Genomic DNA, 22,844 nt, shown 5'->3' with positions numbered 1-22,844 from the left:
CGACGTCCGGGTGACGACCGGGTGACGATCGAGGGTTTTCCCTGACCGGCTCCGTTAGGGGGTTCCCTCATTGGAGGCGGCCGGGCAGGCCCCTAGCGTGAGGGACGTGCCGCTCGCCCGGGCACGCGGGAGTCCGAGCACCGGATCCCAGGATCCGCCGTGCTCAGCCCCACCGCCCGTGCGACCCCGCCGGCCAGCACCACGAGGAGACGCATGTTCGGCCTCACCCGCGTCAGAGGGACGCGTGCCGGACGGACCACCGCCGCACTCGCGGCCGGTGCCGCCGCCGCGGCCACGCTCCTCACCGCCCCCTCCGCCGTCGCTGCCGCCCGTCCCGTGACCGGCCTCCCCCAGTCCGTGGTCGGCGGCACGACGACCACGGCGTCCGCCTACCCGTTCGTCATGCAGCTCACGGACGCGTCCGGCAACCAGTTCTGCGGCGGCACCCTGGTCGCGGCCCGCAAGGTGGTCACCGCGGCGCACTGCGTGGCCGGGGAGAGCGCGGCCGGCCTGCGCGTGGTGGGCGGGCGCACCTATCTCGACGGCTCCGACGGCACGGTGGGCAGGGTCAGCGGCATCTGGGTCGACCCGCACTACACGAACACGGCCGACGGCTCGGACGTGGCCGTGCTGACCCTGGCGGCCCCGATGCCGTACACCGCCGCGCAGTACGTCCGCGCCGGCCGCACCGGCGTGTACGCGGCCGGCACCACCGCCCGTGTCCTGGGCTGGGGCACCACCTCGGAAAGCGGCGGTCCCTCGCGCCAGTTGCGGACCGCGACCGTGCCGGTCGTGCCCGACAGCGGGTGCGCGGACGCGTATGGCTCCGACTTCGTCGCGAGCGACATGGTTTGCGCCGGATACACCTCCGGCGGCACAGACACCTGCCAGGGCGACAGCGGCGGTCCCCTGCTAGTCGGGGGCGTCCTGGCAGGGATCACTTCCTGGGGCAACGGCTGCGCCGAGGCGGGTTATCCGGGGGTCTACACCCGGCTGGCCACGTTCTCCCGCCTCGTCGACGCGCAGCTCGGCTCCTAGGACTCCCGGGGGCGGAACCCCCCGGGTGCACGCCAGGGGGCGTTGCGGGCCACCACGAGCGGCCCGCAACGCCCCCTCTCCACGCGGCCTTCGCGTCCGCGCGGTCCCCCGCGCCGCGCGGCGCCCGCTACGCGTCCGCGGTGAGCGCTACTTGTTCCGCGGTGAGCTTCCCGGCCACGCCCCAGCTGTCCGCGGGGACCTCGTGGATCCACACCTGCACGGTCTCGGCCGGGATGTGGTACGCGTCGACGAAGGCGTCGGTGACGCGCTTGACCAGGTCGCGCTTGTTCGATGTCGCGCGGGCCCTGCTGGACGGTGACGATCGGCATGGCTGACTCCCTCGGTTCCGGCGGCTGTGGCCGCTCGCTGTGCGGTGGGTCCAGTCCACCGCGTCCGGGGCCCGCGGCCAAGGGGCAGTCCGCGGCCGCAGCGATCAGTTCCGGTGATCGCCGCAGGCCACCAGCAGGGTGTCCACGTGCGGGGAGGGGCCGGCGGCGCGGACGGCAAGCCCGGTGGGCAGCGCCAGGCCCGGCGCGCGGAAGGGCACGAAGGCCACCCGGGGGCTGTGCAGCAGTCCGGCGTGGGAGGCGTACACGACGGTCCACAGCGGGCGGGTGCCGATGGTGGCCAGGGTGTCCTGGAGCGAGCCGCCGGCCGGTCCGGGCGGCGGCTCGAACCCGGCCGCGTGGCAGGCGCCGATGACGAGGTCGACCAGGGCCGGGTTGTCCCGGCGCGAGGTGAGGGTGAGCGGCAGGCCGGCCAGCTCGGCGAGGTCCAGCTCCGCCCGGGCGGCCAGCGGGTGGCTCGCGGGCAGGGCGGCCACCAGCGGGTCCTGCCACAGGGGCACCACCCGCAGGCCGGGCACGGGGTCGGCGGCGCGGACGAACGCCGCGTCCAGCTCGCCGCCCGCGACCCGGGCCGGCCGGTCGGCGACCGGCAGCGAGGCCAGTTCGACCGGCACGTCGGGGGCGCGTTCGGCGAACGCGGCGAGCACCCGGTCCAGATGGCCGCCGAGGCCGGTGCTGGTGCCGATGCGCAGCCCGGCCGGCGGGGCGACGGCCGCCCGGGCCCGCTCCGCCGCCGCGAGCACTGTACGCGCCTGGGGCAGCAGCCGCTCCCCCGCCGCCGTCAGCCGCACCCGGCGCGGCGAGCGGTCGAACAGCTCGGCGCCCAGGTCCCGTTCCAGCCGCTGGATCTGCTGGCTGACGGCCGACTGCACGATGTGCAGGCGGTCCGCCGCCCGGCCGAAGTGCAACTCCTCGGCCACGGTGACGAAGTAGGTGAGCTGCCGCAGTTCCATGGGCCAGACTCTGGTTTCCGACGCTTGCGGAGTTTCTGGCCAGGGCTTCGCGTGGGGAGCGTGCGGGTCCGGGGCCGGCTTGTGGCCGGCCCCGGGGGGCGGGCCTGCGGCCGGGACCGGGGGGCGGGCCTGCGGCCGGGACCGGGGGGGGCGGGCCTGCGGCCGGGGCCGGGGGCGGGCCTGCGGCCGGTCCGGAGTACGGGCCTGCGGCCGGGGCCGGGACCGGGGGGCGGACCAGGGGCCGGGACCGGGTCGCGAGCCTGCGACCGGACCGGCCCGGACGGCGGGCCCGCGACCGGGGCCGGGACCAGGTGGCGGACCAGGAGCCGGGACCGGGTCGCGAGCCTGCGACCGGACCGGCCCGGACGGCGGGCCTGCGGCCGGGACCGGGTGCGGGTCACCGGGCGGTGATCGGGCCGAATCGGACGGTGTACGGCGTCCCCGGGTGCAGGACGGTCATCATGCGCAGGCCCTCGTCGGCCACCTCCTGGCGCTGGGCGCGGGTCAGCTCGGCGAAGGGCCGGACGACGAGCGTGTCGCCGTCCGGCTTCCACAGGCCGGCCAGGAAGCCGTCGGCGAGGAGGGTGCGGTGGGCCTGGTTGCCCCGCGCGTTGCGGCCCTTGAGGTGGGCAGGCACCACGCGGGCGCGGTCGGCGTGGGAGAGCAGCAGGTTGTCGAACTCGGGCAGGAAGCGGGGCGGGGCCGGGGTGTCCGGGCCGGGGCGGGGCGCGTCGGGGCGGTCGAACAGCTCGACGCCGTTCTCGTCCCGGAAGGTGAGCAGGCCGGGGCGGAGCTGTTCGAAGGCGGCGCGCAGCCGGGTCAGTCCCGCCCAGGTCTGCATGTCCTGGACGGAGGCGGACCCGTAGGCGGCGAGGTGGCGCAGGACTGTGTCCCGGAGGTCCGGCGCCGGTCCGGCGGTACGGCCGAGCCAGTGTTCGGCGGTGGTGAAGGCCACCTGCCCGCTGCGGCCCCACAGCCCGCGCGGGGTGACCTGGACCAGCGGGAGCAGGCAGCGGGCGGCGACGCCGAGGGCCTGCGGGGCGGCGTCCGGCCAGGTGCCGCGCAGCGCCTCGCGCAGTTGCCCCATGGTGCGTGGCGCGCTCTCGACGAGGTCGCGGGCGAGGGCGGCGAGCCGGTCGAGGTCGACGCCGGCGAGCCCCGTACGGAACTGGGTCAGTTCACGGGTGCGGGCGGGCTGGACCAGGGGGCGCAGGGCGAGGCAGTCGTCGGCGGTGTGGGCGTGCGGGGTCGAGCGCAGGGTGACGATGCGGACCACCTCGCGGTCGGCCAGGAGCCCGGACAGCTCGCCGGGCGTGAACCCGTCCAGCCGGGCGGCGAGGGCGAGGTAGGGCGGCTGGACGTGCTGCGCCTGGAGGCCGAGAAGGTGTTCGACGGCGGCCCGGGCGGACAGCGGCGCGCGGCGCAGCAGGAGCCGGCGGGCGAGGGTCGCGCGGTTCACGGCGCGGGCGCCGAGCACGGGCCGGGCCGCCACGGAGGCCGTCGTCTTCGTCATGCCCGCACGCCAGCGAGGCTTGCGGACAGCTACGGTCCGCGATCGGGGGCGTCGGGTCGTTCCGGGGGCGGCGGGGCCGCGCACCAGCCCGTCCAGCGGCGCACGGTGATCGTCACGACCGGGCCCTGCGGCGGACGCCCGGCGTACTGCGGGTACTTGTCCCCCAGCAGCGCCAGCGCCTCCCGCCGGTCCCGGCACGCGACGGCGTCCGCGTCACCGGGCGGCAGGACGCGGGCGGTGCCGTCGGCCCGGACCCACCACAGCCCCGCCCAGTCCTCGCCGTAGGCGTCCGCCAGCAGGCACACGGACGGGTGCACGGCGATGTCGCTCAGCCGCCGCAGCCGGGTGGTGCTCTTCGGCTTGTGGTCGACCGCCGTGACGATCCGGTCCGCGCCGCCGACGGCGAACACCACCGGCACCAGCCGGGGGCGCCCGGCCGCGTCCACGGTGGCCAGGCGCGCCACCCGCGCGGCCGTGAACCGCCGCCGGGCCTCCTCGCGGTCCATGCGCGGCACCTGCCCGCCTCCTTCCCGGGCGCGTGAGGGCGATCATGGAATGGGTACCCTCTCGGCACCGCTTCGGTCACACCATGGCGGCGGGGACCAAGGCGGGGACCAAAGGGGACACCGGCGAAGGGAGACGCATGCCGCAGCTCGCGGTTCCGCTGTGGGACGTGGCCAACGGGCAGGGTCTGCGCCAGCTGGCCGAGCTGGGGCTCGCGCTGGTGCTGTCCAGCCTGATCGGCTGGGAGCGCGAGGCCCACCAGAAGAGCGCCGGGCTGCGCACCCACACCCTGGTCGGTGTCGCCAGCGCGCTGATGATGGAGGTGTCCCAGCACGGGTTCGCCAATGTGCTCGGCCTGGAGCACGTGTCCTTCGACCCGTCCCGGGTGGCCGCCCAGATCGTCTCCGGCATCGGCTTCATCGGCGGCGGCCTGATCTTCGTACGGCGGGACGCGGTACGCGGGCTGACCACCGCCGCCACCATCTGGCTGACCTGCGCGGTCGGCATGGCCTGCGGGGGCGGGCTGCCGATCCTGGCGCTGGCCACCACCGTGCTGCACTTCCTGGTGGTGCGCGGGTATCCCCGGCTCTCGCACAAGCTCGTGCGCGGCGGCGCGCTGCCCGCCACGGTCGAGGTCCGGCTGACGTATCTGACCGGCCGGGCGCTGCTGCCCCGGCTGATGGAGGCGTGCACCCGGCGGGGCTTTCGCATCCTGGAGGTCAAGGCCGACCGGCTGCCCGGCCGCACCGACTCGGCGGCCCGCGTCCTGCTGCGCCTGGAGGGCACCGCGAACGCCGGGGAGCTGGCGTCCGAGCTGTTCCGGGACGACGGGGTGGTGGACGTCGAGCTGAACCTCGGGCGGGACGAGGAGGAGCAGGAGGAGTAGCCGCGCCCCGGGCCTCGGGTCCGGGCCGCGAGCGGTGTTCGGCCGGGCGGGTGAACGCGGTGCGGGCGGGTGAACGCGGTGCATGGCGTCCCGGCGGACGGGCACCCGGGGCGCGCTGTGTACCCGCCACCGCGTGCCGCGCGCGCCCTGCTCGCCGGGTGGTTCAGCTTCCCGGACGGGGAGGCGACCGCCGGGGACGTGCTGGCCCTGCACCGGGTGGAGGACGTGCTGCAACGGGCCGGGCTGCCCTACGACGTCGCCTGGAGCCCCGGTTTCCGGGCCGACGCCCCGCAGCTGGACGAGGTCTCGCCCGACCGGTACGGCTGGCTGGTGTTCGTGTGCGGTCCACTGCACGGGCCGCAGGTCGAGGAGCTGCACCACCGGTTCGCGCGCTGCCTGCGGATCGCGGTGGGCACTTCCGTGATCGACCCCGGCAGCCCGGCGGTGACCGGCTTCCACCACGTACTGGCCCGGGACGGTCAGGGCACCGGGCCGTCCCTCGACCTGGCGGCCGGCGCCCCCGCCCTCCCGGCGCGGCCCGTGGTCGGGGTGATCCTCACGCACGGGCAGCACGAGTACGGGCCGGCCCGCCGCCACGACACGGTCGCCGGGCACCTCACCTCCTGGCTGCACGGCAAGGACTGCGCGCGGCTGGAGCTGGACACCCGGCTCGACACCCACGACTGGCGGCTGTGCGCGACCCCCGCCCAGCTGGAGTCGGTACTGCTGCGCCTGGATCTGGTCGTCACCGACCGGCTGCACGGGATGGTGCTCGCGCTGCGCGCCGGCACGCCCGCGCTGGCCGTGGACCCGGTCGCCGGGGGCGCGAAGGTCAGCGCCCAGGCGCGCGCCTGCGGCTGGCCCGCCCTGGTGCCCGCCGAACGCCTGGAGCGGGCGGGCCCGGCCGAACTGGACCGCTGGTGGGAATGGTGCCTGACCTCGGGACGGGTCGCCGCCCGGCAGATCCGCGACGAGTTCGCGACGGGTACGCCCACGGACGCGGCGACGGGGCTCCTGGAGGCACTGCGGGCGGTGCGCGCCGGTTAGCGCGCGGGGCGTCCGGGCACCCGGCACATGAGGCGGCAGGCAGCCCGGTCCCCCGTAGGAGCAACAGTGTCGACAAACAGACTCCCCGATCGCGAACAGCGGATCCTGGACGAGATAGAGCACGCCCTGAGCCAGGACCGGCGGCTGGTCCGCAGGCTCGGCAGCACGCGCCGGCGGCGGCGCCCCGACCTGTCCCGGATCGCGGCCTACACGCCCCGCCCCTGGGTCGTGGGGCTGCTGCTCGCGGTCTCCGTCGCCCTCATGACGGCCGGGGCCGTCACCTCCGAGCCGGGCGTCATCTGGGGGTTCGCCGTGGTGTGGCCGGTGGCCCTGTTCGCCGCGTTCCGGCTGCTGTGCCGGTGGTCGCGGACGGGCTGAGGCGGGTCGGTCCGGACCGGACGCACGCGGGCCCCGCCGTGGTACGCACCACGGCGGGGCCCGCTGTCTGCCGGTCGACCCGATCTCCAAGGCCGGGGGCTGGGATTGGCGGGTCGGCGGGGCCTACCAGCCGCCGCTGCCGACCTCGGTGCGGGAGTTCAGCCCGCCGCTGCCGGTGCCCTTGTAGAGATAGAGCTTGCCGGTCTCGCCCGGGTCGGACTCGACGGCGGCCAGGTCACCGACACCGTCACCACTGAAGTCGGCGCCCGCGTAGCCCGAGATACCGTTCCAGCCACCGGAACCGATCTCCGTACGCGACGACAGACCCGAACCCGTCCCCTTGTACAGGTAGAGCTTGCCGGTCGACTTCTCCGTGGCGACCAAGTCGTCCTTGCCGTCCTTGTTCATGTCACCCGGGCTGACCACCTTGTCGACACCGTTCCAGCCACCGGAACCGATCTCCACCCGGCCACTCGCACCCGAAATCGTCCCGTCACCCTTGCCCTTGTAGAGGTAGAGCTTGCCCGTGTCGATCTCGTTGCCGCCGACGTCATCGATGCCATCACCGTTGAAGTCGCCCACGAAGATGTTCGACATGCCGTTCCAGCCACCCGAACCGATCTCCGTACGAGATGCGAGGCCCGAGCCGGTGCCCTTGTAAAGGAACAGCTTGCCGCTGGACTTCTCCGTGCCGACGATGTCGTCCTTGCCGTCCTGGTCCAGATCACCGGCGGCCAGGTTCGCCATACCGTTCCAACCACCGGAACCGATCTCCACCCGCGAAGACGCCGCACCGATGTTCGGGTTCGGGTACAGCCACAGCTTCCCCGTCGACACCTCCACCCCGACCAGATCGGCCTTCCCGTCACCGTTGAAGTCACCCGCCGTCAGATTCGTCATCCCCGGATCGGTGGGCGGATCGGGGTACGGGTCCGCGTGGTCGGTGGCGAGTCCGGTGCCGGGACTGCACGTCCAGGCCCCGGCGCCCTGGTCCGCGAGGATCTTCTCGGCTATGAGGATCTGCTCTTTCTTGGTCGCCTGGTTGGGGTAGGCCGCGTAGGCGGTGCCGCCGTAGTACCGCCAGTTGGCGAGGTTGATCTGGAGGCCGCCGTAGTAGGCGGGGGTCGTGTTGCTGACGATGGTCCAGTCGTCGTGGCTCTCGCAGTGGGCCACCTTGTCCCAGGTGCTGACCGAGGCCGCCGAGGCGGTGGTGGACAGGAGCGGCACGGTGAGCAGGCCGGCGAGTGCGACGACGACGCGACGGGGAGTGAACGCGGTCATGGGAAGGCGACCGAACCTTTCAGGGTGAAGGGTGAAGGGCGAATGGGGGAGGGTGAAGGGAGACGGGCACGGAGAAGGGCGGGGCCGCGGGCTCGTTGTGCCAGGCGGCCCCGCCCGGCGTTCTCGTGTTACCAGCCGCCGCTGCCGACCTCGGTGCGGGAGTTCAGCCCGCCACTGCCGGTGCCCTTGTAGAGATAGAGCTTGCCGGTCTCGCCCGGGTCGGACTCGACGGCAGCCAGGTCGCCCACACCGTCACCACTGAAGTCGGCGCCCGCGTAGCCCGAGATACCGTTCCAGCCGCCCGAACCGATCTCCATACGCGACGACAGACCCGAACCCGTCCCCTTGTACAGGTAGAGCTTGCCGGTCGACTTCTCCGTGGCGACCAAGTCGTCCTTGCCGTCCTTGTTCATGTCACCCGGGCTGACCACCTTGTTGACACCGTTCCAGCCACCGGAACCGATCTCCACCCGGCCGCTCATACCTGAGATCGTGCCGTCGCCCTTGCCCTTGTAGAGGTAGAGCTTGCCCGTGTCGATCTCGTTGCCGCCGACATCGTCGATGCCGTCGCCGTTGAAGTCGCCCACGAAGATGTTCGACATGCCGTTCCAGCCACCCGAACCGATCTCCGTACGCGACGACAGACCCGAACCCGTGCCCTTGTAAAGGAACAGCTTGCCGCTGGACTTCTCCGTGCCGACGATGTCGTCCTTGCCGTCCTGGTTCAGATCACCGGCGGCCAGATTCGCCATACCGTTCCACCCACCGGAACCGATCTCCACCCGCGACGACGCCGCACCGATGTTCGGGTTCGGGTACAGCCACAACTTCCCCGTCGACACCTCCACCCCGACCAGATCGGCCTTCCCGTCACCGTTGAAGTCACCCGCCGTCAGATTCGTCATCCCCGGGTCCGCGACCGTGGTGGCGGTGCCGACGTCGACGTAGTCCCGGTCGATCTGGATCGTGGTGCCGCCGTAGGTCTCGGTGACGTTGCCGGCGTACTGGTGCACGCGCTGGTGGTCGGCCCACTGGCTCGCGGGGACGAAGCTGTCGTCGGTGTCGGCCTGGCCGTTCCAGTTGGCCATCCAGACCACGTCGGGGCGCTTGAGCGTGGAGGACGAGTAGACGTCGGAGAGGTCGTTGATCCCGGAGCTGGAGGAGCTGTACACGCCGGAGCGGTAGTGCAGTTCCTGGATGCGCTCCGTCCAGCCGGACAGGTAGTCGAGGACGGTCGAGCGGTAGCCGGAGGAGTACGACTCCATGTCGATGTAGAGCACGGTGCCGGGGGCGAAGCCGAGGTCCTGGGCGAGGCCCACGGCCGCGTCGGCGGCCGCCCTGCCCTGGCTGTTCGCGCTCGACGACGAGATGCTCGCCGCCTGGAGACCGGCGTAGATGGGCATCACGTGCCAGCCGTCCGCGCTGCGCTGGCTCACCCACGCGGCACTCAGGTTGGGCTGCGCGCAGGCGCGGCTCGGGCCGCCCATGTAGACGGCCACGCCCCGGTAGGGGGAGGACGCCCAGTCGCCCATGGCTCCCGAGGAGGGCGCCGAGCAGGCGTCGAACGCCTTGCCCTTGTAGCCGGTGCTCGGGGCCACGGCGGCGAGCGCGGCCGTCCTGCGGCCGGCTTGCGGTGCGGGGGAAGGAGCGGACTGGGGCTTGGCGGCGGCGTCGGTGCCGACGGTGCTCAGCAGCTGGTCGATGGCGGCCTGGGACGCCCCGTGACTGGCGGTCAGGTAGACGCCGGCGCCCTCGAACGCCAGCCGCGCCTCCCGGGAGTCCGTGGCCGGCAGGGTCTTCGGCGCGGACGAGCCGGCGGGGACGTCGACCTGGGGTATGTCGTAGCGGGGGCCGGCGCCGGCGAACGTCTCCAGGACGATCGCCTCGGTCTTCTCCGCGATGACATGGGTGGGGCAGTTCTGCTCGGTTCCCGGGTGTCCGAGGTAGACGGTGTGCTGGTCCATCCGCACGCAGGTGTGGGGGTCGGCGGCGAGGTCGACCACGGTCCAGTGGGCGGGGACCTGGAGGGTGAGGCCGTGGTAGGCGACGGTGGTGGCCGACTCGGCGGCGGAGGCGGACGCGCCGCACTGGAGCAGGGCGGTGACGGCGCAGGCGGCGGTGAGGGAGGATGCGGCGCGTCTCAGGTGACGGCTGTTCATGACTTCCTTCGGACAGAGGGGCCGATGGGCGGGCGGGCAGACCGCTGTGCGGGCACGGGCCTGGGATTCGGGCGCGCGGACAGGGCGCGATGGCGCTCCCCCGCGAAACGAGGAGAGAGAGCGGGGAGAGGCCGGGTGGGGCGCGGGGCGGGTCCGGGCGGTGGCCCTCGGGGACCCGCCCCGCTTCACACGGCGGGGCGGCTCACGGCTTCGCCCCGGGGCCTACCAGCCGCCGCTGCCGACCTCGGTGCGGGAGTTCAGCCCGCCACTGCCGGTGCCCTTGTAGAGGTAGAGCTTGCCGGTCTCGCCCGGGTCGGACTCGACGGCGGCCAGGTCGCCCACACCGTCACCACTGAAGTCGGCGCCCGCGTAGCCCGAGATGCCGTTCCAGCCGCCCGAACCGATCTCCGTACGGGAGGACAGGCCGGAGCCGGTGCCCTTGTACAGGTAGAGCTTGCCGGTCGACTTCTCCGTGGCGACCAAGTCGTCCTTGCCGTCCTTGTTCATGTCACCAGGGCTGACCACCTTGTTGACACCGTTCCAGCCACCGGAACCGATCTCCACCCGGCCGCTCATACCCGAGATCGTGCCGTCGCCCTTGCCCTTGTAGAGGTAGAGCTTGCCCGTGTCGATCTCGTTGCCGCCGACATCGTCGATGCCATCACCGTTGAAGTCGCCCACGAAGATGTTCGACATGCCGTTCCAGCCGCCCGAACCGATCTCCGTACGCGACGACAGACCCGAGCCGGTGCCCTTGTAGAGGAACAGCTTGCCGCTGGACTTCTCCGTGCCGACGATGTCGTCCTTGCCGTCCTGGTTCAGATCACCGGCGGCCAGATTCGCCATACCGTTCCACCCACCGGAACCGATCTCCACCCGCGAAGACGCCGCACCGATATTCGGGTTCGGGTACAGCCACAGCTTCCCCGTCGACACCTCCACCCCGACCAGATCGGCCTTCCCGTCACCGTTGAAGTCACCCGCCGTCAGGTTCGTCATCCCCGGGTCGTCGGGCTTGACCACGTCGTCGATCACGGACTTGTTGCGTACCGGTACGAAGGTGCCGTAGCCGGAGAAGTAGGGGTAGGGGATCTCGCGGTGGTGCACCCCGCTGCCGGTGAACTCGTAGCCGATGTAGCTGGTGTGGTCGCTGTCCGCCCACTTGTCGAAGAGGACGATGTGGCCGTTGGCGCCGCTGTTGTCGTTGAGGAGGGCGTCACCGGGCTTCAGGTCGCCCTTGGAGATGGACTGGATGACGCCGGCGCTCGCGAAGGTGTCGGTGGTCAGCGACGAGCTGAGGTGCCAGGCCATCGACGCGTAGCCCGAGCAGTCCGTGCGGTAGCCGTCGTGGCTGCCGGTCCAGCTGTAGTCGAGGCCGATGCCGACCCAGCTCTGGGCCCGGTCTATGACGTCGCCGCGGGTGATGGTCGGGGCCGCCGAGGCCGCCGAGAGCGCGCGGCCCCCGGGGACCGGCGTGACCGCTCCCTGGCCCGGGCCGGCCTGCAACTGGGCCGGCGTGTCGGCCGCGGGCCGCACCGGGGCGGCCGCGGCGGAGCCGGTCGCGACGGTGAGCAGGCCGCAGGAGACGGACGCCGTGACGGCGAGGGCGATCGCGGTGGAGCGGAGCGAGACATTGCTCGGCATGACGAATCCTCAGAAAGGTGTGGTGGTGCGTGACGTGTTGAGGTGCGCGGCGACGCGAAGCGGGCACGTCGGTGTGCCGGGGCCGGTGGTCCGTGGCCGTGCGAGGGGAGCTGCGCCCGCCTCGGGGCATGCCGGACCGCGCGGTGGCGCCGCGTGGGAAGTACAGGGAAGGGGAAGGTCAGATCCCCGTGATGCGATACCGCGCCAGCAGACCGGAGTCGCTCGCGTCCGCCAGAAGGTCGGCGGCCTGCGCGGCGGCCCGGTCGCTCGTGGGCGCGGAGATGAACAGGACTACCCCGATGCCGTCGAACAGGCAGCGGGCCCGGACGTGTTCGAGCCGGTGCCGCGGGGCGGCGTGAGCCCACAGGAGGTCTTGCAGGGCATGTGCGTCGGCGGGACCCGAAGCCGGTTCCGCGCTGCCGGTCACATGCAGTTGGACGAGGAACATGCCGGCCCGGCCTGCGCCGGCGTGTCCACTGCCGGCGCGCCGGACCGCGGGCTGTCCCAGCCGATACCCGACGCCGGCGGGGCATCCCAGCCGATGCCCGTCAGTCGGGGGGTGTCCCAGCCGATACCCGTCAGCTGCGGGGAGTCCCAGCCGATGCCCGCGCCGACGGGGGCGACCGCCGCCACCGCTCCCGGGCCCCGGCCCTCCGCCACGGCGGTCGCGGACGATGCGGCTCCCAGCAGGATCGCGGTGGCCACACTGCCCATGACGACGTGTCTGAAGCGGGTATTGCGAGACATGTCCATCCCCCTCGGTACAGATGCTGATCCCGGCTCGCGGTGCCCTTCCGGGCCGCCGCTGCTTCGGTGAACACCACTGTGCCCGGGCCGCACGGCCGGCGGGAGGGGTACCGCCTGTCACCATCTGGCCTGGCACCTTGGTGCAGCTTCCACTACCCGTTCACCAAGTGACCCGTTGGTTGCGCTCATTTGAAGCTGGTGCGAAGATCGCGTGCAGATGGGCGTTGGACGAGGGGACGTCCAACTGCGGCGGGGGGCCGAATGCTTGAGATGTTGGGGCTTGATCCGCGTACGGCGGCTGTCTATCAGTGCATGCTTTCCAGACCCGAGTTGGGCGTGCTGGAGCTGTGCGGCGCACTGGGCCTGCCCGAAGAGGAAGTACGCGCGTCCCTGGACCGGCTGGCCGACCTCACCCTGGTGCGGCAGTCGCTGGAGAAGCCGGGACAGCTGCGGGTGCTCAGTCCGGAACTCGCCCTTGAGGTGATGCTCCACCGGCAGGAACAGGACGTGCTGCGGCAGCAGCAGCGGCTGGCCGCCGCGAAGCTGGCGGCGGCCCAGGCGATCGCCGAACGCGCCGCCCGCCGGCCGTCCTTCGACGACGGCACGGGCGCCGATGTGCTGCTGGGACTCGACGCGATACAGGAGCGGCTGGAATCCCTCGCGAGGGAACTGAGCAGCGAATGCCTGTCGGTGATGCCGGGCGGGGCCCAGTCCCAGGCGAGCCTGGACGCGTCCCGCCCCCTCGACGAGGTGGCGATGGACCGCGGTGTGTCCATGCTGACGCTCTATCAGGACAGTGTGCGCAACGACCCGGCGACCCTCGACTACGCGCGCTGGATGTCCGAAGGAGGTGGCCAGGTGCGGACGGCGCCGCTGCTGCCGCCCCGGTTCCTCGTCTTCGACCGGCGGATCGCCGTGGTCCCGATCGACCCCGCGAACACCCGCCGCGGGGCCCTGTGCACCAGTGAGCCCGCAGTCGTCGCCACCTTGTGCGCGATGTTCTTCCAGGCCTGGGAGACCGCCGTGCCGCTGGGCGCCGGACAGCCCGGCGAAGGGCTCAGCGGCAACGAGAAGCTGCTGCTGAAACTGCTGGCGGGCGGCCTGACGGACGACGCCGCAGCCAAGCGGCTGGGGGTGTCGCTGCGGACCGTGCGGCGCCAGATGTCGTCGCTGATGGAGCGGCTCAACGCCAGGAGCCGGTTCGAGGCGGGCCTGAAGGCGGCGCAGCTCGGCTGGATCTGACCTCGTCCACCCCCGGGGCACAAGCCTCCGGCGCACACGGCTCCGGGGCGCGGGGCTCCGGAGCACACGGCTCCGGAGCGCGGGGCTCCGGAGCACACGGCTCCGGAGCGCGGGGCTTCAAGGCGCACAGCCCCGGGAGACAGGTCAGCCCGTGTAACTGCGGGCCGTCGACCGGCGCTGTGCCGGTTCCAGCGTGCGCAGGCGTGCCTCGACCTCCGCCGGCAGCACCCGGCGTTCGCGCAGCACCCACGGCAGGGCCGCCGCCGCCTCGGCGAAGGCACGCAGCGACGCCGTGTCGCGCGGCACCGTGCGGGCCAGGTGCAGGGTGCGGCGCAGGGCGGGCCGCAGCGGCCGGCGCAGCCAGGTGAACCACAGGGTGTTGCGGATGCCGTCCCGGCGGCGGCGCGTGGCGTCCCGTACCACGGACGGGTGGTGATGGATGGTCAGGTGGTCGGCGTACGTCAGCCACCAGCCGGCCGCCGCCAGGTCCGCGGCCAGCAGTTCCTCCTCGCCGCCGAGCCACAGCCGCGGGTGGAAGCCGCCCGCGCGGCGGAACGCGTCGGTGCGCAGCACGGTGGCCGCGGCGAGGAAGGAGCCGAGCGCCGGGCCGGGCAGCCAGGCCGGTCCGGGCACGGGTGAGGTGCGCAGTTCCTCGACGATGGGGTCCTCGGTGCCGTGCGGTTCGACGACGATCCGGGCGGTGACGGCGGCGAGCGCGGAGTGCCGGTCGAGGAGGTCGGCGGCGCCCGTGAGGGAGCCCGGCGCCCACCAGGAGTCGTCGTCGCAGAAGGCGACGTAGGGGGTGCGGACCTGGCGCACGGCCAGGTTGCGGCCGACGGCGCCCAGGTTGCGGCCGGGGCGCAGCAGCCGTACCCGCGGATGGTGGCGGGCCACGGCGGCGGAGGTGCCGTCGGTGGAGCCGTTGTCGGTGACGATCACCTCGGGCCGCTCGGGCAGCCCGGCCAAGTGGCCGAGGGTGCGCAGGAGTTCGGGGCGCCGGTTGTGGGTGATGACCACGACGGTGGTGCGGGGGTCGGTCATGGGGTGCCTCCGGTCCGCCCGGGGCCGGTGTCCGCGTCGAGCAGGCGGGCGGCGCGTTCGAGGTGCGGGGGCAGGGCGCGGCGGGCGCGCAGGGCGCCCGGCAGGCGGGTGAGCGTCTCGCGCAGGGCGTGCCGGGCGTGCGGGTCGCGGCGGGCGTCGGCGGCCAGGCCGCGGGTGCGGGCGAGGGCGTGCGGCAGGGGGCGGCGCAGCCAGGCGGTGAGGATCTCGTTGCGGCGCTGGACGGCGGGGCGGCCGGTGCGCGCGGTGGGCGCGGGGTGGTGGTGGGCGATCACCTCGGGGCAGTGGGTGACGCCCCAGCCGCGGGCGGCGAGATCGTAGGCGAGCAGGGTCTCCTCGGCGCCGAAGAAGATCAGCGGGTGGAAGCCGCCGGCGTCCAGGTAGGCGGTGCGGCGGGTGACGGAGGCGCAGGCGAGGAAGCCGAGGACCTGGGTGCCGGGCAGGTCGGCGGCGGGGCCGAGCGGGGAGTCGGCGAGCACCTTGTTCAGCGGGTCGTCCTCCTGTCCGGGGCCGACCAGGGTGCGGGCGGCGAGCAGGCCGAGCCGGGGGTGCCTCCCGAAGAGGCGGGCGGCCTCGGCCAGCGCGCCCGGCGCCCACCAGGAGTCGTCGTCGCTGAAGGCCACGTAGGGGGTGCTGAGGGCGCGCACGCCGTGGGTGCGGGCGACGGCGCCCCGGTTGAACGGCAGGGCCAGTACGCGGATCTGCGGGAACTGGCAGGCGAGCAGGGCGCGGGTGTCGTCGGTCGAGGCGTTGTCGGCGACGACGATCTCGGGGTGCTCGGGGAGGGCGAGCAGGTGGGTGAGGGTGACGGCGAGCTGGGCGGAGCGGTCGCGGGTGGCGATGACCACGCCGACGGGTGCGTGTTCCATGGTGCTGCTCGGCCTTCGTCAGGTCGGCGGCTCGGGGAGCGCGTCGAGGGCGTCCAGGACCTCTTCGGTGCCGATCCGCAGCAGGGCGGGGTCGGGGCGGCGGCCGTGCGGGTCGCCCTGCGGGCCGTGCCACAGCGCGGTGTGCCTCGGGTCGTCCGGGGGCGGCCCCCACCGGCCGGGCGGGACCGGTCCGCACAGGGTGACCGAGCGGGTGGCGTGGGCGACGGCCAGGTGGGCGATGCCGGTGTCGCCGCTGAGCACGGCGCGGGCGCCGGCCACCAGTGCCGACAGCCGGTCCAGGGGCAGGCCGCCGCCGAACACGTCCGCGTCGGGCAGGCCCGCCCTCTTGGCGAGGGTGGCGACGAGGTCGCCCTCGTCCGCTCCCCCGGTGGCGACGACCCGGTGCCCGCGCTCGCGCAGGGTCCGCGCGACGGCGGCGAACCGGTCGACGGGCCAGCAGCGGGCGGGGGAACCGGCGCCGGGGTGCACGACGATCGCGCCGGGGGCCGGTGAGTGGGCGGCGGGCGGCACCAGCCGCAGGTCGGCGGGGTCGGCGGCGAGGCCGTACCAGCGCAGCAGCCTGCACCAGCGGTCGCGTTCGTGCTCGTCGGCGTACCAGGGCGGCCCCTGGATACCGGGGGTCCCGGGGTGCGCGAAGGCGAACAGCCGTCCGGGGCCGAGGACTTCGAGGAGGCGGTGGCTGGGCGGGCCGTTGCCGTGCAGGTCGACGGCGATGTCCGGGGGCGGGCCGGTCCAGTCGAGGGCATCGGGTACGGCGCGGCCGGGCGCGGCGGCGGGCAGCAGCCGGTCGACGGCGCCCGTCGCCGCGGCGAGCGGGGCGAGCGGCTCCGGTGCGGCGAGCACGATCTCGTGGCCCGGGAAGCCGCGGCGCAGGCCGCGCAGGGCGGGGACGCCGGCCAGCAGGTCACCGAGCCCGAGGGCGCGCAGCACCAGCACGCGGGGGCGGCCGGGCGGCCCATGCCCGTCTCCGTCCCCGTGCTCCGGTATGTCCTCGTGCCTTGATACGTCCCCGCGCCCCGGCACGCCCGCGTGTCCGGGTACGTCTCGGTGCCCCTGTACCTGCCCGTGTCCCGGTACGTCCCCGCGCCCCCGTACCTGCCCGTGTCCCGGTACGTCCCCGCGCCCCCGTACCTGCCCGTGTCCCGGTACGTCCCCGCGCCCCCGTACCCGTCCATGTCCCGCTCCGGCGGTCATCGCGCTCCCTCCGCCGCCCGGGCCATCAGGGCCGTCGAGGAGCGGCCGTCCAGGTAGGGCAGCAGGACGGCCTGGCCGCCCCACTCCTGGAGCAGGGCCGCCTCGGGGAGGTCGGCGCCCGCGTAGTCGCCGCCCTTGACCCAGACGTCGGGGCGGAGTTCGGCCAGCAGGCGTTCGGGGGTGTCCTCGTCGAAGACGGCCACGGCGTCCACGCAGGCCAGGGCGCGCAGTACGCGGACGCGGTCGGCGAGCGGGTTGACCGGCCGGCCGTCGCCCTTGCGGCGCCGTACCGAGGAGTCGGAGTTGACGCAGACCACCAGGCAGTCGCCGACCCGCCGGGCGGCCTGGAGGAGGCCCACGTGCCCGGCGTGCAGCAGGTCGAAGCAGCCGCCCGCGGCGACGACGGTGCCGCCGGCCGCCCGGACGCGGGCGATCAGTTCGGCGGGGCCGTCCCCGCGGGCCGGGACGGTGCCGGTGTGCCGGGTGCCGAGCAGGGCGCCCGCCCCGCCGGCGCCGACGAAGGCGGTCGCCGCGGTGACGGCGCCCTCCACGGCCTCTCCGACGAGCGCGCCGTCGGCGAGCAGCCCGGCGGCGGTGGCGGCGAACCGGTCGCCGGCGCCGCACGGGTCGCCGTGGTGCGCGGCCGTGACCGGTACCAGCAGGGGGTGTTCGCCGTACGAGAGGAGGGCGCCGCGCGGGCCGAGGGTGACCGTGACGGCGGCGACCCGCCAGTGCCGTACCAGCGCGGACGCCTCGCGGGCGGCAATGCGCAGTTCGCTGCCGGGAGCGGCGGGCCCGCCGTCCGGCCTTGGCGGCGGGGTGGCCTCGGCGTCCTCGGGCAGGGCGGCGGCGAAGGTGTGGGCCTCCGCGCGGGCCGGGGTGGCCAGGCGGGTGCCGGGCGCCGGGGGGCCGCCGCGCGGGTGCGGGTCCCACACCAGCGGGGGGCGTCTGCGCAGTTCGGCCCGCAGGGCGTCGGCCGCGCCGCGGCCGTAGTCGGAGACGAGGACGGCGTCGGCGGCGGCGAGCACCGCGCGGGCCTCGCCGGTGGCCCCGCGGACCCGGCCGGTGCCGCGGTCGAGGCGGACGACGGGCCGGCCCTGGGCCAGGACGCGGGTCTTCTCCGCCACCTGCCCGGCCATCGGCAGCGCGACCACGGTCAGCCAGGGCTCCAGGAGCCGGCGCAGTTCCCGCCCGGCCGGACCGTCGTCGAGGCCGGTGACCAGGGTGACGTCGCGGCCGTCGCGGGCGGCGAGGTACGCGGTGAGGGCGGCGCCGCCCGGCCGTACCCGCTCGTCGCAGTCGGCGACCACCGGCACGGGCGCGTCGGGCGCGAGCCGGTCCGCGTGTCCGGTCAGGTCGCGGTCGAGGAGCGCGTCGCCGACCACGACCAGGGGTGCCTTGCCCGTCATGTCACCTCCCGGGCCGTGCGAGGGCCGCGTCGAAGGCCGCGCACACCATGTGCACCGCGACCAGATGGAGTTCCTGCACGGTGGCGGTGGACGCGCCGGCCGCGCACAGCGCCTCGTCGCTGCCCGCGCTGAGCGGGTTGGGCGCCGGTCCGGTCAGTGCCCACACCCGCATCCCGGCGGCGCGTCCCGCGTCGGCCGCGGACAGCAGGTTGGCGCTGGCGCCGCTGGTGGACAGCAGGATCAGGACGTCGCCGTCGCGGCCGTGGGCGCGCACCTGGCGGGCGAACACCTCGTCCACGCCGTAGTCGTTGGCGATGGCGGTGGTGCTGGAGGTGTCGGCGTGCAGGGCGATCGCGGAGTAGGGCGGGCGGTCGTCGCGGTAGCGGCCGACGAGTTCGGCGGTGAGGTGCTGGGCCTGGGCGGCGCTGCCGCCGTTGCCCGCGGCGAGCAGCCGTCCGCCGCCGCCGAGGACGGCGGCGAGCTGCTCGCCCCACCGCTGGGTGATGTGCGCGGACGTGCGGAACCGGGCGAGTGCGGCGCGGAGTTCGTCGCAGTGTCCGGTGACGGCGGGGGCGTGCACGCTCATGACGTCACCTCCGGGTGCTCGGCGGGTGCGGGGGCGCATCAGGCCACCTCCGAATCGACGGCGCGGCCGGCCGCGACCTGCCGGTAGACCTGTTCCACGCCGTCGGCGACGCGCCGCCAGGTGAAGCGGGCCAGGACGCGTTCGCGGCCGGCGTGGCCGTAGCGGCGGCGGGTGCGGTCGCTGCCGAGCAGGTCGCGTACGGCGACGGCGACGGCCCCGGGGTCACCCCGCGGGACCAGCCGGCCGGTGCGGTGGTCGGCGACCGAGTCGCGGTGGCCGCCCACGTCGGTGGCGACGACGGGCACCGCGCAGGCCATCGCCTCCAGCGGCACGATGCCGAACGGTTCGTAGGCGGGGGTGCACAGCACGAGGTCGGCGCTGCGCATCAGGGCGGGCATCCGGGCCGGGTCCACGGCGCCGAGCAGCCGTATCCGGTCGCCGACGCCCTCGCGGGCGGCCAGGTCCAGCAGCCGTCCCGCCTCGGGGTCGGTGTGCAGCCGGTCGGGCGGCGGGCCGCCGGCGACGAGGAGTTCGGTGTGCGGGATCCGGGTGAGGGCGCGGATCGCCTCGTCGTAGCCCTTGCGGCGGACCAGCCGGCCGCAGGACAGCAGCCGGTGGCGGTGGGTGCGGGCAGGGGCGGCGGCCGGGTCGGCGCCGGGGTGGAAGTGGGTGGAGTCGACCCCGCAGGGCACCACGGACACCTGACGCGGGGAGATGCCCATGCCGGCGAGTTCACGCACCTCGTCGGAGCAGGTGGCCAGGACCCGGTCGCAGGTGCGGCCGATCTGCCGCTCCACGCCGACGCGTTCGTGCGGGCTGGTGTCCTCGCGGCCCTGGTGGCGGCGCTTGACGGTGCCCAGCGCGTGGAAGGTCTGGACGACGGGGACGCCGTGCGGTCCGGCACCGAGCAGGGAGGCCATGCCGGACATCCAGAAGTGGGCGTGCACGAGGTCGGGCCGCTCCCGGCGCCAGGCCCGGGCCAGGTGGGCGCCGAAGTCGGGCATGTGCGCGAACAGGGCGTCCTTGGGGATGACCTCGGGCGGTCCGGCCGGTACGTGCTCGACGACGGCGCCGCCGGGCAGCGGCACCCGGTCGGGCGGTGCGGCCGCGTCGCGCCGGGTGTAGACGGTGACGTCGTGTCCGCGGCGCGCCAGTTCCTCGGTGAGGCGGGCGACGTACACGTTCTGGCCACCGGCGTCGACCCCGCCGAGCGCGGCGAGCGGGCTCGCGTGCTCGGACACCATGGCGATCCTCATCGGGTGACCTCCTTCAGCAGCCGCTCCCAGTCGTCCAGGAAGCGGGTCAGCCCGTAGCGGGAGAGCGCGGCGGTCCGTGCTCCCTGGCCGGCCGTGCGGGCGTGCGGCGGGTCTGCGACGAAGTCCCGTACGGCGTCGGTGAGTACGTCGACGCGGTTGGAGACCACCCCGGCGCCGGGCGGCACCGCCTCGGTGACCTCGGTGGTGGCGAGGGCGACCACGGGCATGCCCAGGTGCATCGCCTCCAGCAGGGACAGCCCGAGGGAGGTCCAGCGGACCGGGTGGAGGTAGAGGCGGCGCCGGGCCATCTCCCGGTGCAGCTCGCGCTGGACGAGTTCGTGGCCGCGGCACCGCTCGGGCGGCAGGCCCAGGTGGCCGGCGAGCGAGCCGGTCTTCATGCCGAACACGTCGAGCGGGGCGGCCTGCGCGAAGCACGGCAGCAGGTCGGTGCCGGTGGTGCGGCCGCGCCGGACGGGCTCGTTGACGACGACGGCCGCGTGCGGTATCTCGCCGGTCCACAGCGGGCCGGGGTCGACGATGCCGTGTTCGATGACGGTGGTCTCGGCGCTCCCGGCGTCCCACATCAGCCGGTTGAAGTGGGTGACGTGGACGAGCGGGATGCCGGCGGGCAGGCCGGTGACGGGGTGCCGGGTGTCGGGCACGTCGCCGTGGGGGGCGTTGTGCTCCAGGTACACCATGGGCGGGGTGCGGCCGAGCCAGTGCCGTACCAGGTCGTACTCGTGCGGGCGTTGCAGGACCACCAGATCGATGTCCGCGTCCCGCAGGTCCTCCGGCGGGAGTTCGATCACCGAGGCGGGCCAGTCGAAGGTGCGGGCGCGGCCGAGGCCGTCGGGGCCGCGGTCGGGGATGACGGGGACGACGTAGGTGTGCGGGCCCTGGACGAACGCCGTGGTCCAGGAGCCGTGCACATGCCAGATGAGGATCCTCACGCCTGCATCACCTTCTCCACGGCGGCGAGCACGTCGGTGGCGGTCACCGACTCCAGGCAGGGGTGGCCGGGCACCGGGCAGGTGCGGGCGCGGCTGCCCGCGCAGGGGGCGTCCTGGTCGCCGAGCAGCACGTACGGGACGCCGTAGGGGCGCCAGCGCTCGGCCGGTACGACCGGCGCGAACAGGGAGACGACGGGGGTGCCGACGGCGGCGGCCAGGTGCGCGGGCCCGGTGTTACCGGTGACGGCCGCGCGGGCGCCCGCCAGGACGCCGGCGAGTTCGGGGGCGCCGGTGCGGCCGCCGAGGTCGAGGCCGTCCTCGCCGGCGACGTACGCGGTCAGGTCCTTCTCCCCCGGGCCGCCGGTCACCACCACCCGGTGCCCGGCCGCGGCGAGTTCGGCGACCGCCCGCGCGCACCGGCGCGGGCTCCAGGCGCGGGCGGGGACGCTCGCGCCGGGGTGCAGGACGACGTACGGGTCCGGGCCGGTGAGGTGGGCGGTGGCGGGCGGGGGCAGCACGCGCGGCCGGCCGTCGTCGGGGCACGGGAATCCGGCCGCCACGGCCAGGTCGAGGGCGGCCTCGGCCTCGTGGGCGTGCGGGGCGCGCCGGTGGCGTACGTCGAGCAGGGAGCCGGGGTAGTCGACGCTGTCGGCGGCGATGTGCCGGACGCCGGCCAGGCGCAGCAGCAGCGCGGTGGGCAGCGGGGACTGGTGGAAGGAGGTGAGGATCAGGGCGGTGTCGGCGTCCAGGGCGCCGAGCAGTCTCTCGATGTCGGCGCGGTCCACGGGCGGTGGTGCGAACCCGGCCCAGGGCGCGTCCCAGACGACGATCTCGTCCACGCCGGGCAGCAGCCGGGCGGCGCTCTCGCCGCGCGGCCCGCACAGCAGGGTGACCCGGTCGGCGCGGGCGGCGACGGCGCGCACGGCCGGTCCTGCGAGCAGCACGTCGCCGAAGCTGTCGAGCCGGGTGACCAGCGCTTTCATCGCGCCCTCCGGGGGGCGGGCCCGCGCGGGGGCGGCCCGTCGGTGGCGTAGGCGGCCGGCAGGGGGCGTACGTCGGCGAGGACGCGGCCCCAGGGCGGGCCGGCCAGGATCGCGCGTGCGGCGGTCGGCAGGCCGGCGGCGATGTGCCCGGCGGCGGCCGTCTCCTCGGGGCGGGTGACGGGGGTGGGGACGAGGATGCCGTGGGCGCCGGCCCTGCGGGCGGCCTCCAGGTCGGTGCCGATGTCGCCGACGACCACGACGGCGGCGGGGTCGGCGCCGAGCCGTGCGGCGGCCTCGTGGATCAGGCCCGGCCGCGGTTTGCGGCAGGGGCAGCCCTCGCCGGGGCCGTGCGGGCAGACGGCCCACACGTCGAAGGGGCCGAGCAGGGCGTCCACGCGCGCGTTGACGCGCTCGACGTCGGCGGGGGCGAGCAGGGAGCGGGCCACGCCGGACTGGTTGGTGACGACGCCGGTGGCCAGGCCCGCCGCGCGCAGCAGGTCCACCGCCTCGCGGGCGCCCGGCATCGGGCGGACCAGCTCGGGGTCGCCGTTGTAGGGGACGTCCTCGACGAGGGTGCCGTCGCGGTCGAACAGGACGGCGCGGATCGGGGTCACGGGGCCGCCTCCTGCCAGGCCGGCGCGGACCGACATCACCGGGCCACCACCCGCCAGGCCGACGCCGATCGACATCACCGGGCCACCACCCGCCAGGCCGACGCCGATCGACATCACCGGGCCACCACCCGCCAGGCCGACGCCGATCGACATCACCGGGCCAC

General features: G+C 74.8%; 22 protein-coding genes and 1 pseudogene. 5 read left to right on the top strand and 18 right to left on the bottom strand.

Features of this window, described 5'->3' with window-relative positions; translation table 11 throughout:
* Window positions 1-213 precede the first annotated feature (213 nt).
* Window positions 214-1,038 (top strand): serine protease, encoded by an 825-nt coding sequence (locus ABZ858_RS24320; RefSeq protein WP_361382286.1) that lies wholly within the window; start codon window positions 214-216, stop codon window positions 1,036-1,038.
* Window positions 1,039-1,165: 127 nt separating this feature from the next.
* Here the strand turns inward: ABZ858_RS24320 and ABZ858_RS24315 are convergent, their stop codons facing one another.
* The 4 genes from ABZ858_RS24315 to ABZ858_RS24300 form a co-directional block, all read right to left on the bottom strand.
* The gene (locus tag ABZ858_RS24315) at window positions 1,166-1,426 is read right to left on the bottom strand and encodes a tautomerase family protein (protein WP_361382283.1); all 261 of its coding nucleotides are present in this window, start codon (window positions 1,424-1,426) and stop codon (window positions 1,166-1,168) included.
* 45 nt (window positions 1,427-1,471) lie between these two features.
* Window positions 1,472-2,338, bottom strand: a complete 867-nt coding sequence (locus ABZ858_RS24310) for a LysR family transcriptional regulator (protein WP_361382280.1) — start codon at window positions 2,336-2,338, stop codon at window positions 1,472-1,474.
* A 397-nt stretch (window positions 2,339-2,735) separates the two neighbouring features.
* Window positions 2,736-3,851 (bottom strand): winged helix DNA-binding domain-containing protein, encoded by a 1,116-nt coding sequence (locus ABZ858_RS24305; RefSeq protein WP_361382277.1) that lies wholly within the window; start codon window positions 3,849-3,851, stop codon window positions 2,736-2,738.
* A gap of 29 nt (window positions 3,852-3,880) precedes the next feature.
* Complete coding sequence (locus tag ABZ858_RS24300; RefSeq protein ID WP_361382274.1) at window positions 3,881-4,366, bottom strand: TIGR03668 family PPOX class F420-dependent oxidoreductase; 486 nt, start codon at window positions 4,364-4,366, stop codon at window positions 3,881-3,883.
* A 128-nt stretch (window positions 4,367-4,494) separates the two neighbouring features.
* Here ABZ858_RS24300 and ABZ858_RS24295 point away from each other — a divergent pair, with 128 nt between their 5' ends.
* The 3 genes from ABZ858_RS24295 to ABZ858_RS24285 all read left to right on the top strand — a co-directional run bounded on the left by ABZ858_RS24295 (window position 4,495) and on the right by ABZ858_RS24285 (window position 6,666).
* Entirely contained in the window at window positions 4,495-5,241 is a 747-nt protein-coding gene (locus ABZ858_RS24295; RefSeq protein ID WP_361382271.1) for an MgtC/SapB family protein, read from the top strand.
* A gap of 117 nt (window positions 5,242-5,358) precedes the next feature.
* Complete coding sequence (locus ABZ858_RS24290) at window positions 5,359-6,288, top strand: polysaccharide pyruvyl transferase family protein (RefSeq protein ID WP_361382808.1); 930 nt, start codon at window positions 5,359-5,361, stop codon at window positions 6,286-6,288.
* A gap of 66 nt (window positions 6,289-6,354) precedes the next feature.
* Complete coding sequence (locus tag ABZ858_RS24285) at window positions 6,355-6,666, top strand: DUF3040 domain-containing protein (RefSeq protein WP_361382268.1); 312 nt, start codon at window positions 6,355-6,357, stop codon at window positions 6,664-6,666.
* 123 nt (window positions 6,667-6,789) lie between these two features.
* On the opposite strand, the gene ABZ858_RS24280 is transcribed toward ABZ858_RS24285, so the two are convergent.
* The 5 genes from ABZ858_RS24280 to ABZ858_RS24260 form a co-directional block, all read right to left on the bottom strand.
* Window positions 6,790-7,947, bottom strand: a complete 1,158-nt coding sequence (locus ABZ858_RS24280) for an FG-GAP-like repeat-containing protein (RefSeq protein WP_361382265.1) — start codon at window positions 7,945-7,947, stop codon at window positions 6,790-6,792.
* A 128-nt stretch (window positions 7,948-8,075) separates the two neighbouring features.
* Entirely contained in the window at window positions 8,076-10,106 is a 2,031-nt protein-coding gene (locus ABZ858_RS24275; protein WP_361382262.1) for a glycoside hydrolase domain-containing protein, read from the bottom strand.
* 222 nt (window positions 10,107-10,328) lie between these two features.
* Window positions 10,329-11,750, bottom strand: a complete 1,422-nt coding sequence (locus ABZ858_RS24270) for an FG-GAP-like repeat-containing protein (protein WP_361382259.1) — start codon at window positions 11,748-11,750, stop codon at window positions 10,329-10,331.
* A 178-nt stretch (window positions 11,751-11,928) separates the two neighbouring features.
* Window positions 11,929-12,198, bottom strand: coding sequence for a hypothetical protein (locus ABZ858_RS24265; RefSeq protein ID WP_361382256.1), 270 nt, complete (start codon window positions 12,196-12,198; stop codon window positions 11,929-11,931).
* Window positions 12,174-12,497, bottom strand: coding sequence for a hypothetical protein (locus ABZ858_RS24260; RefSeq protein WP_361382253.1), 324 nt, complete (start codon window positions 12,495-12,497; stop codon window positions 12,174-12,176). Before ABZ858_RS24260 ends, ABZ858_RS24265 begins: the two co-directional genes overlap by 25 nt.
* Window positions 12,498-12,809: 312 nt before the next feature.
* Between ABZ858_RS24260 and ABZ858_RS24255 the strand changes: the two genes are divergently transcribed.
* Window positions 12,810-13,739 carry a LuxR C-terminal-related transcriptional regulator gene (locus tag ABZ858_RS24255; RefSeq protein WP_361382250.1) on the top strand — a complete coding sequence of 310 codons (930 nt, stop codon included), beginning with the start codon at window positions 12,810-12,812 and terminating at the stop codon, window positions 13,737-13,739.
* Window positions 13,740-13,883: 144 nt separating this feature from the next.
* Here ABZ858_RS24255 and ABZ858_RS24250 read toward each other — a convergent pair whose 3' ends face one another.
* From ABZ858_RS24250 to ABZ858_RS24210, 9 genes and pseudogenes are all read right to left on the bottom strand, one after another.
* A complete protein-coding gene (locus tag ABZ858_RS24250) occupies window positions 13,884-14,780 on the bottom strand; it encodes a glycosyltransferase family 2 protein (protein ID WP_361382247.1) in 897 nt (298 codons plus the stop codon).
* A complete protein-coding gene (locus tag ABZ858_RS24245) occupies window positions 14,777-15,667 on the bottom strand; it encodes a glycosyltransferase (RefSeq protein ID WP_361382244.1) in 891 nt (296 codons plus the stop codon). Before ABZ858_RS24245 ends, ABZ858_RS24250 begins: the two co-directional genes overlap by 4 nt.
* A gap of 33 nt (window positions 15,668-15,700) precedes the next feature.
* A pseudogene (locus ABZ858_RS24240) lies at window positions 15,701-16,882 on the bottom strand (glycosyltransferase family 9 protein); the annotation flags it as partial.
* Entirely contained in the window at window positions 16,879-18,291 is a 1,413-nt protein-coding gene (gene rfaE2 / locus ABZ858_RS24235) for a D-glycero-beta-D-manno-heptose 1-phosphate adenylyltransferase (RefSeq protein ID WP_361382241.1), read from the bottom strand. The gene rfaE2 and the pseudogene ABZ858_RS24240, both read right to left, overlap by 4 nt.
* A 1-nt stretch (window position 18,292) precedes the next feature.
* Window positions 18,293-18,877 carry an SIS domain-containing protein gene (locus ABZ858_RS24230; RefSeq protein ID WP_361382238.1) on the bottom strand — a complete coding sequence of 195 codons (585 nt, stop codon included), beginning with the start codon at window positions 18,875-18,877 and terminating at the stop codon, window positions 18,293-18,295.
* A 38-nt stretch (window positions 18,878-18,915) separates the two neighbouring features.
* On the bottom strand, window positions 18,916-20,133 hold the full coding sequence (locus ABZ858_RS24225; protein WP_361382235.1) for a glycosyltransferase: 1,218 nt from the start codon (window positions 20,131-20,133) through the stop codon (window positions 18,916-18,918).
* The gene (locus ABZ858_RS24220) at window positions 20,130-21,083 is read right to left on the bottom strand and encodes a glycosyltransferase (RefSeq protein WP_361382232.1); all 954 of its coding nucleotides are present in this window, start codon (window positions 21,081-21,083) and stop codon (window positions 20,130-20,132) included. Before ABZ858_RS24220 ends, ABZ858_RS24225 begins: the two co-directional genes overlap by 4 nt.
* Complete coding sequence (locus ABZ858_RS24215; RefSeq protein WP_361382229.1) at window positions 21,080-22,066, bottom strand: glycosyltransferase family 9 protein; 987 nt, start codon at window positions 22,064-22,066, stop codon at window positions 21,080-21,082. The genes ABZ858_RS24220 and ABZ858_RS24215 overlap by 4 nt, the downstream gene beginning before the upstream one ends.
* Window positions 22,063-22,836 carry an HAD family hydrolase gene (locus ABZ858_RS24210; protein ID WP_361382805.1) on the bottom strand — a complete coding sequence of 258 codons (774 nt, stop codon included), beginning with the start codon at window positions 22,834-22,836 and terminating at the stop codon, window positions 22,063-22,065. The genes ABZ858_RS24215 and ABZ858_RS24210 overlap by 4 nt, the downstream gene beginning before the upstream one ends.
* Window positions 22,837-22,844 lie beyond the last annotated feature (8 nt).

Origin of the sequence: Streptomyces sp. NPDC047017 (assembly GCF_040644175.1) — a bacterium.
Taxonomy (GTDB): Bacteria; Actinomycetota; Actinomycetes; order Streptomycetales; family Streptomycetaceae; genus Streptomyces.
The sequence above is the reverse complement of the archived record's forward strand: the minus strand, read 5'-3'. Positions and strand labels throughout refer to the sequence as shown.

What these genes read in the sequence shown, in the direction of transcription:
- ABZ858_RS24320 (WP_361382286.1), top strand. Translation starts at nt 214, where the DNA reads ATGTTCGGCCTCACCCGCGTCAGAGGGACGCGTGCCGGACGGACCACC.
- ABZ858_RS24310 (WP_361382280.1), bottom strand. Translation starts at nt 2,338, where the DNA reads ATGGAACTGCGGCAGCTCACCTACTTCGTCACCGTGGCCGAGGAGTTG.
- ABZ858_RS24305 (WP_361382277.1), bottom strand. Translation starts at nt 3,851, where the DNA reads ATGACGAAGACGACGGCCTCCGTGGCGGCCCGGCCCGTGCTCGGCGCC.
- ABZ858_RS24295 (WP_361382271.1), top strand. Translation starts at nt 4,495, where the DNA reads ATGCCGCAGCTCGCGGTTCCGCTGTGGGACGTGGCCAACGGGCAGGGT.
- ABZ858_RS24280 (WP_361382265.1), bottom strand. Translation starts at nt 7,947, where the DNA reads ATGACCGCGTTCACTCCCCGTCGCGTCGTCGTCGCACTCGCCGGCCTG.
- ABZ858_RS24275 (WP_361382262.1), bottom strand. Translation starts at nt 10,106, where the DNA reads ATGAACAGCCGTCACCTGAGACGCGCCGCATCCTCCCTCACCGCCGCC.
- ABZ858_RS24270 (WP_361382259.1), bottom strand. Translation starts at nt 11,750, where the DNA reads ATGCCGAGCAATGTCTCGCTCCGCTCCACCGCGATCGCCCTCGCCGTC.
- ABZ858_RS24265 (WP_361382256.1), bottom strand. Translation starts at nt 12,198, where the DNA reads ATGTTCCTCGTCCAACTGCATGTGACCGGCAGCGCGGAACCGGCTTCG.
- ABZ858_RS24260 (WP_361382253.1), bottom strand. Translation starts at nt 12,497, where the DNA reads ATGTCTCGCAATACCCGCTTCAGACACGTCGTCATGGGCAGTGTGGCC.
- ABZ858_RS24255 (WP_361382250.1), top strand. Translation starts at nt 12,810, where the DNA reads ATGCTTTCCAGACCCGAGTTGGGCGTGCTGGAGCTGTGCGGCGCACTG.
- ABZ858_RS24250 (WP_361382247.1), bottom strand. Translation starts at nt 14,780, where the DNA reads ATGACCGACCCCCGCACCACCGTCGTGGTCATCACCCACAACCGGCGC.
- ABZ858_RS24245 (WP_361382244.1), bottom strand. Translation starts at nt 15,667, where the DNA reads ATGGAACACGCACCCGTCGGCGTGGTCATCGCCACCCGCGACCGCTCC.
- rfaE2 (WP_361382241.1), bottom strand. Translation starts at nt 18,291, where the DNA reads ATGACGGGCAAGGCACCCCTGGTCGTGGTCGGCGACGCGCTCCTCGAC.
- ABZ858_RS24230 (WP_361382238.1), bottom strand. Translation starts at nt 18,877, where the DNA reads ATGAGCGTGCACGCCCCCGCCGTCACCGGACACTGCGACGAACTCCGC.
- ABZ858_RS24225 (WP_361382235.1), bottom strand. Translation starts at nt 20,133, where the DNA reads ATGAGGATCGCCATGGTGTCCGAGCACGCGAGCCCGCTCGCCGCGCTC.
- ABZ858_RS24215 (WP_361382229.1), bottom strand. Translation starts at nt 22,066, where the DNA reads ATGAAAGCGCTGGTCACCCGGCTCGACAGCTTCGGCGACGTGCTGCTC.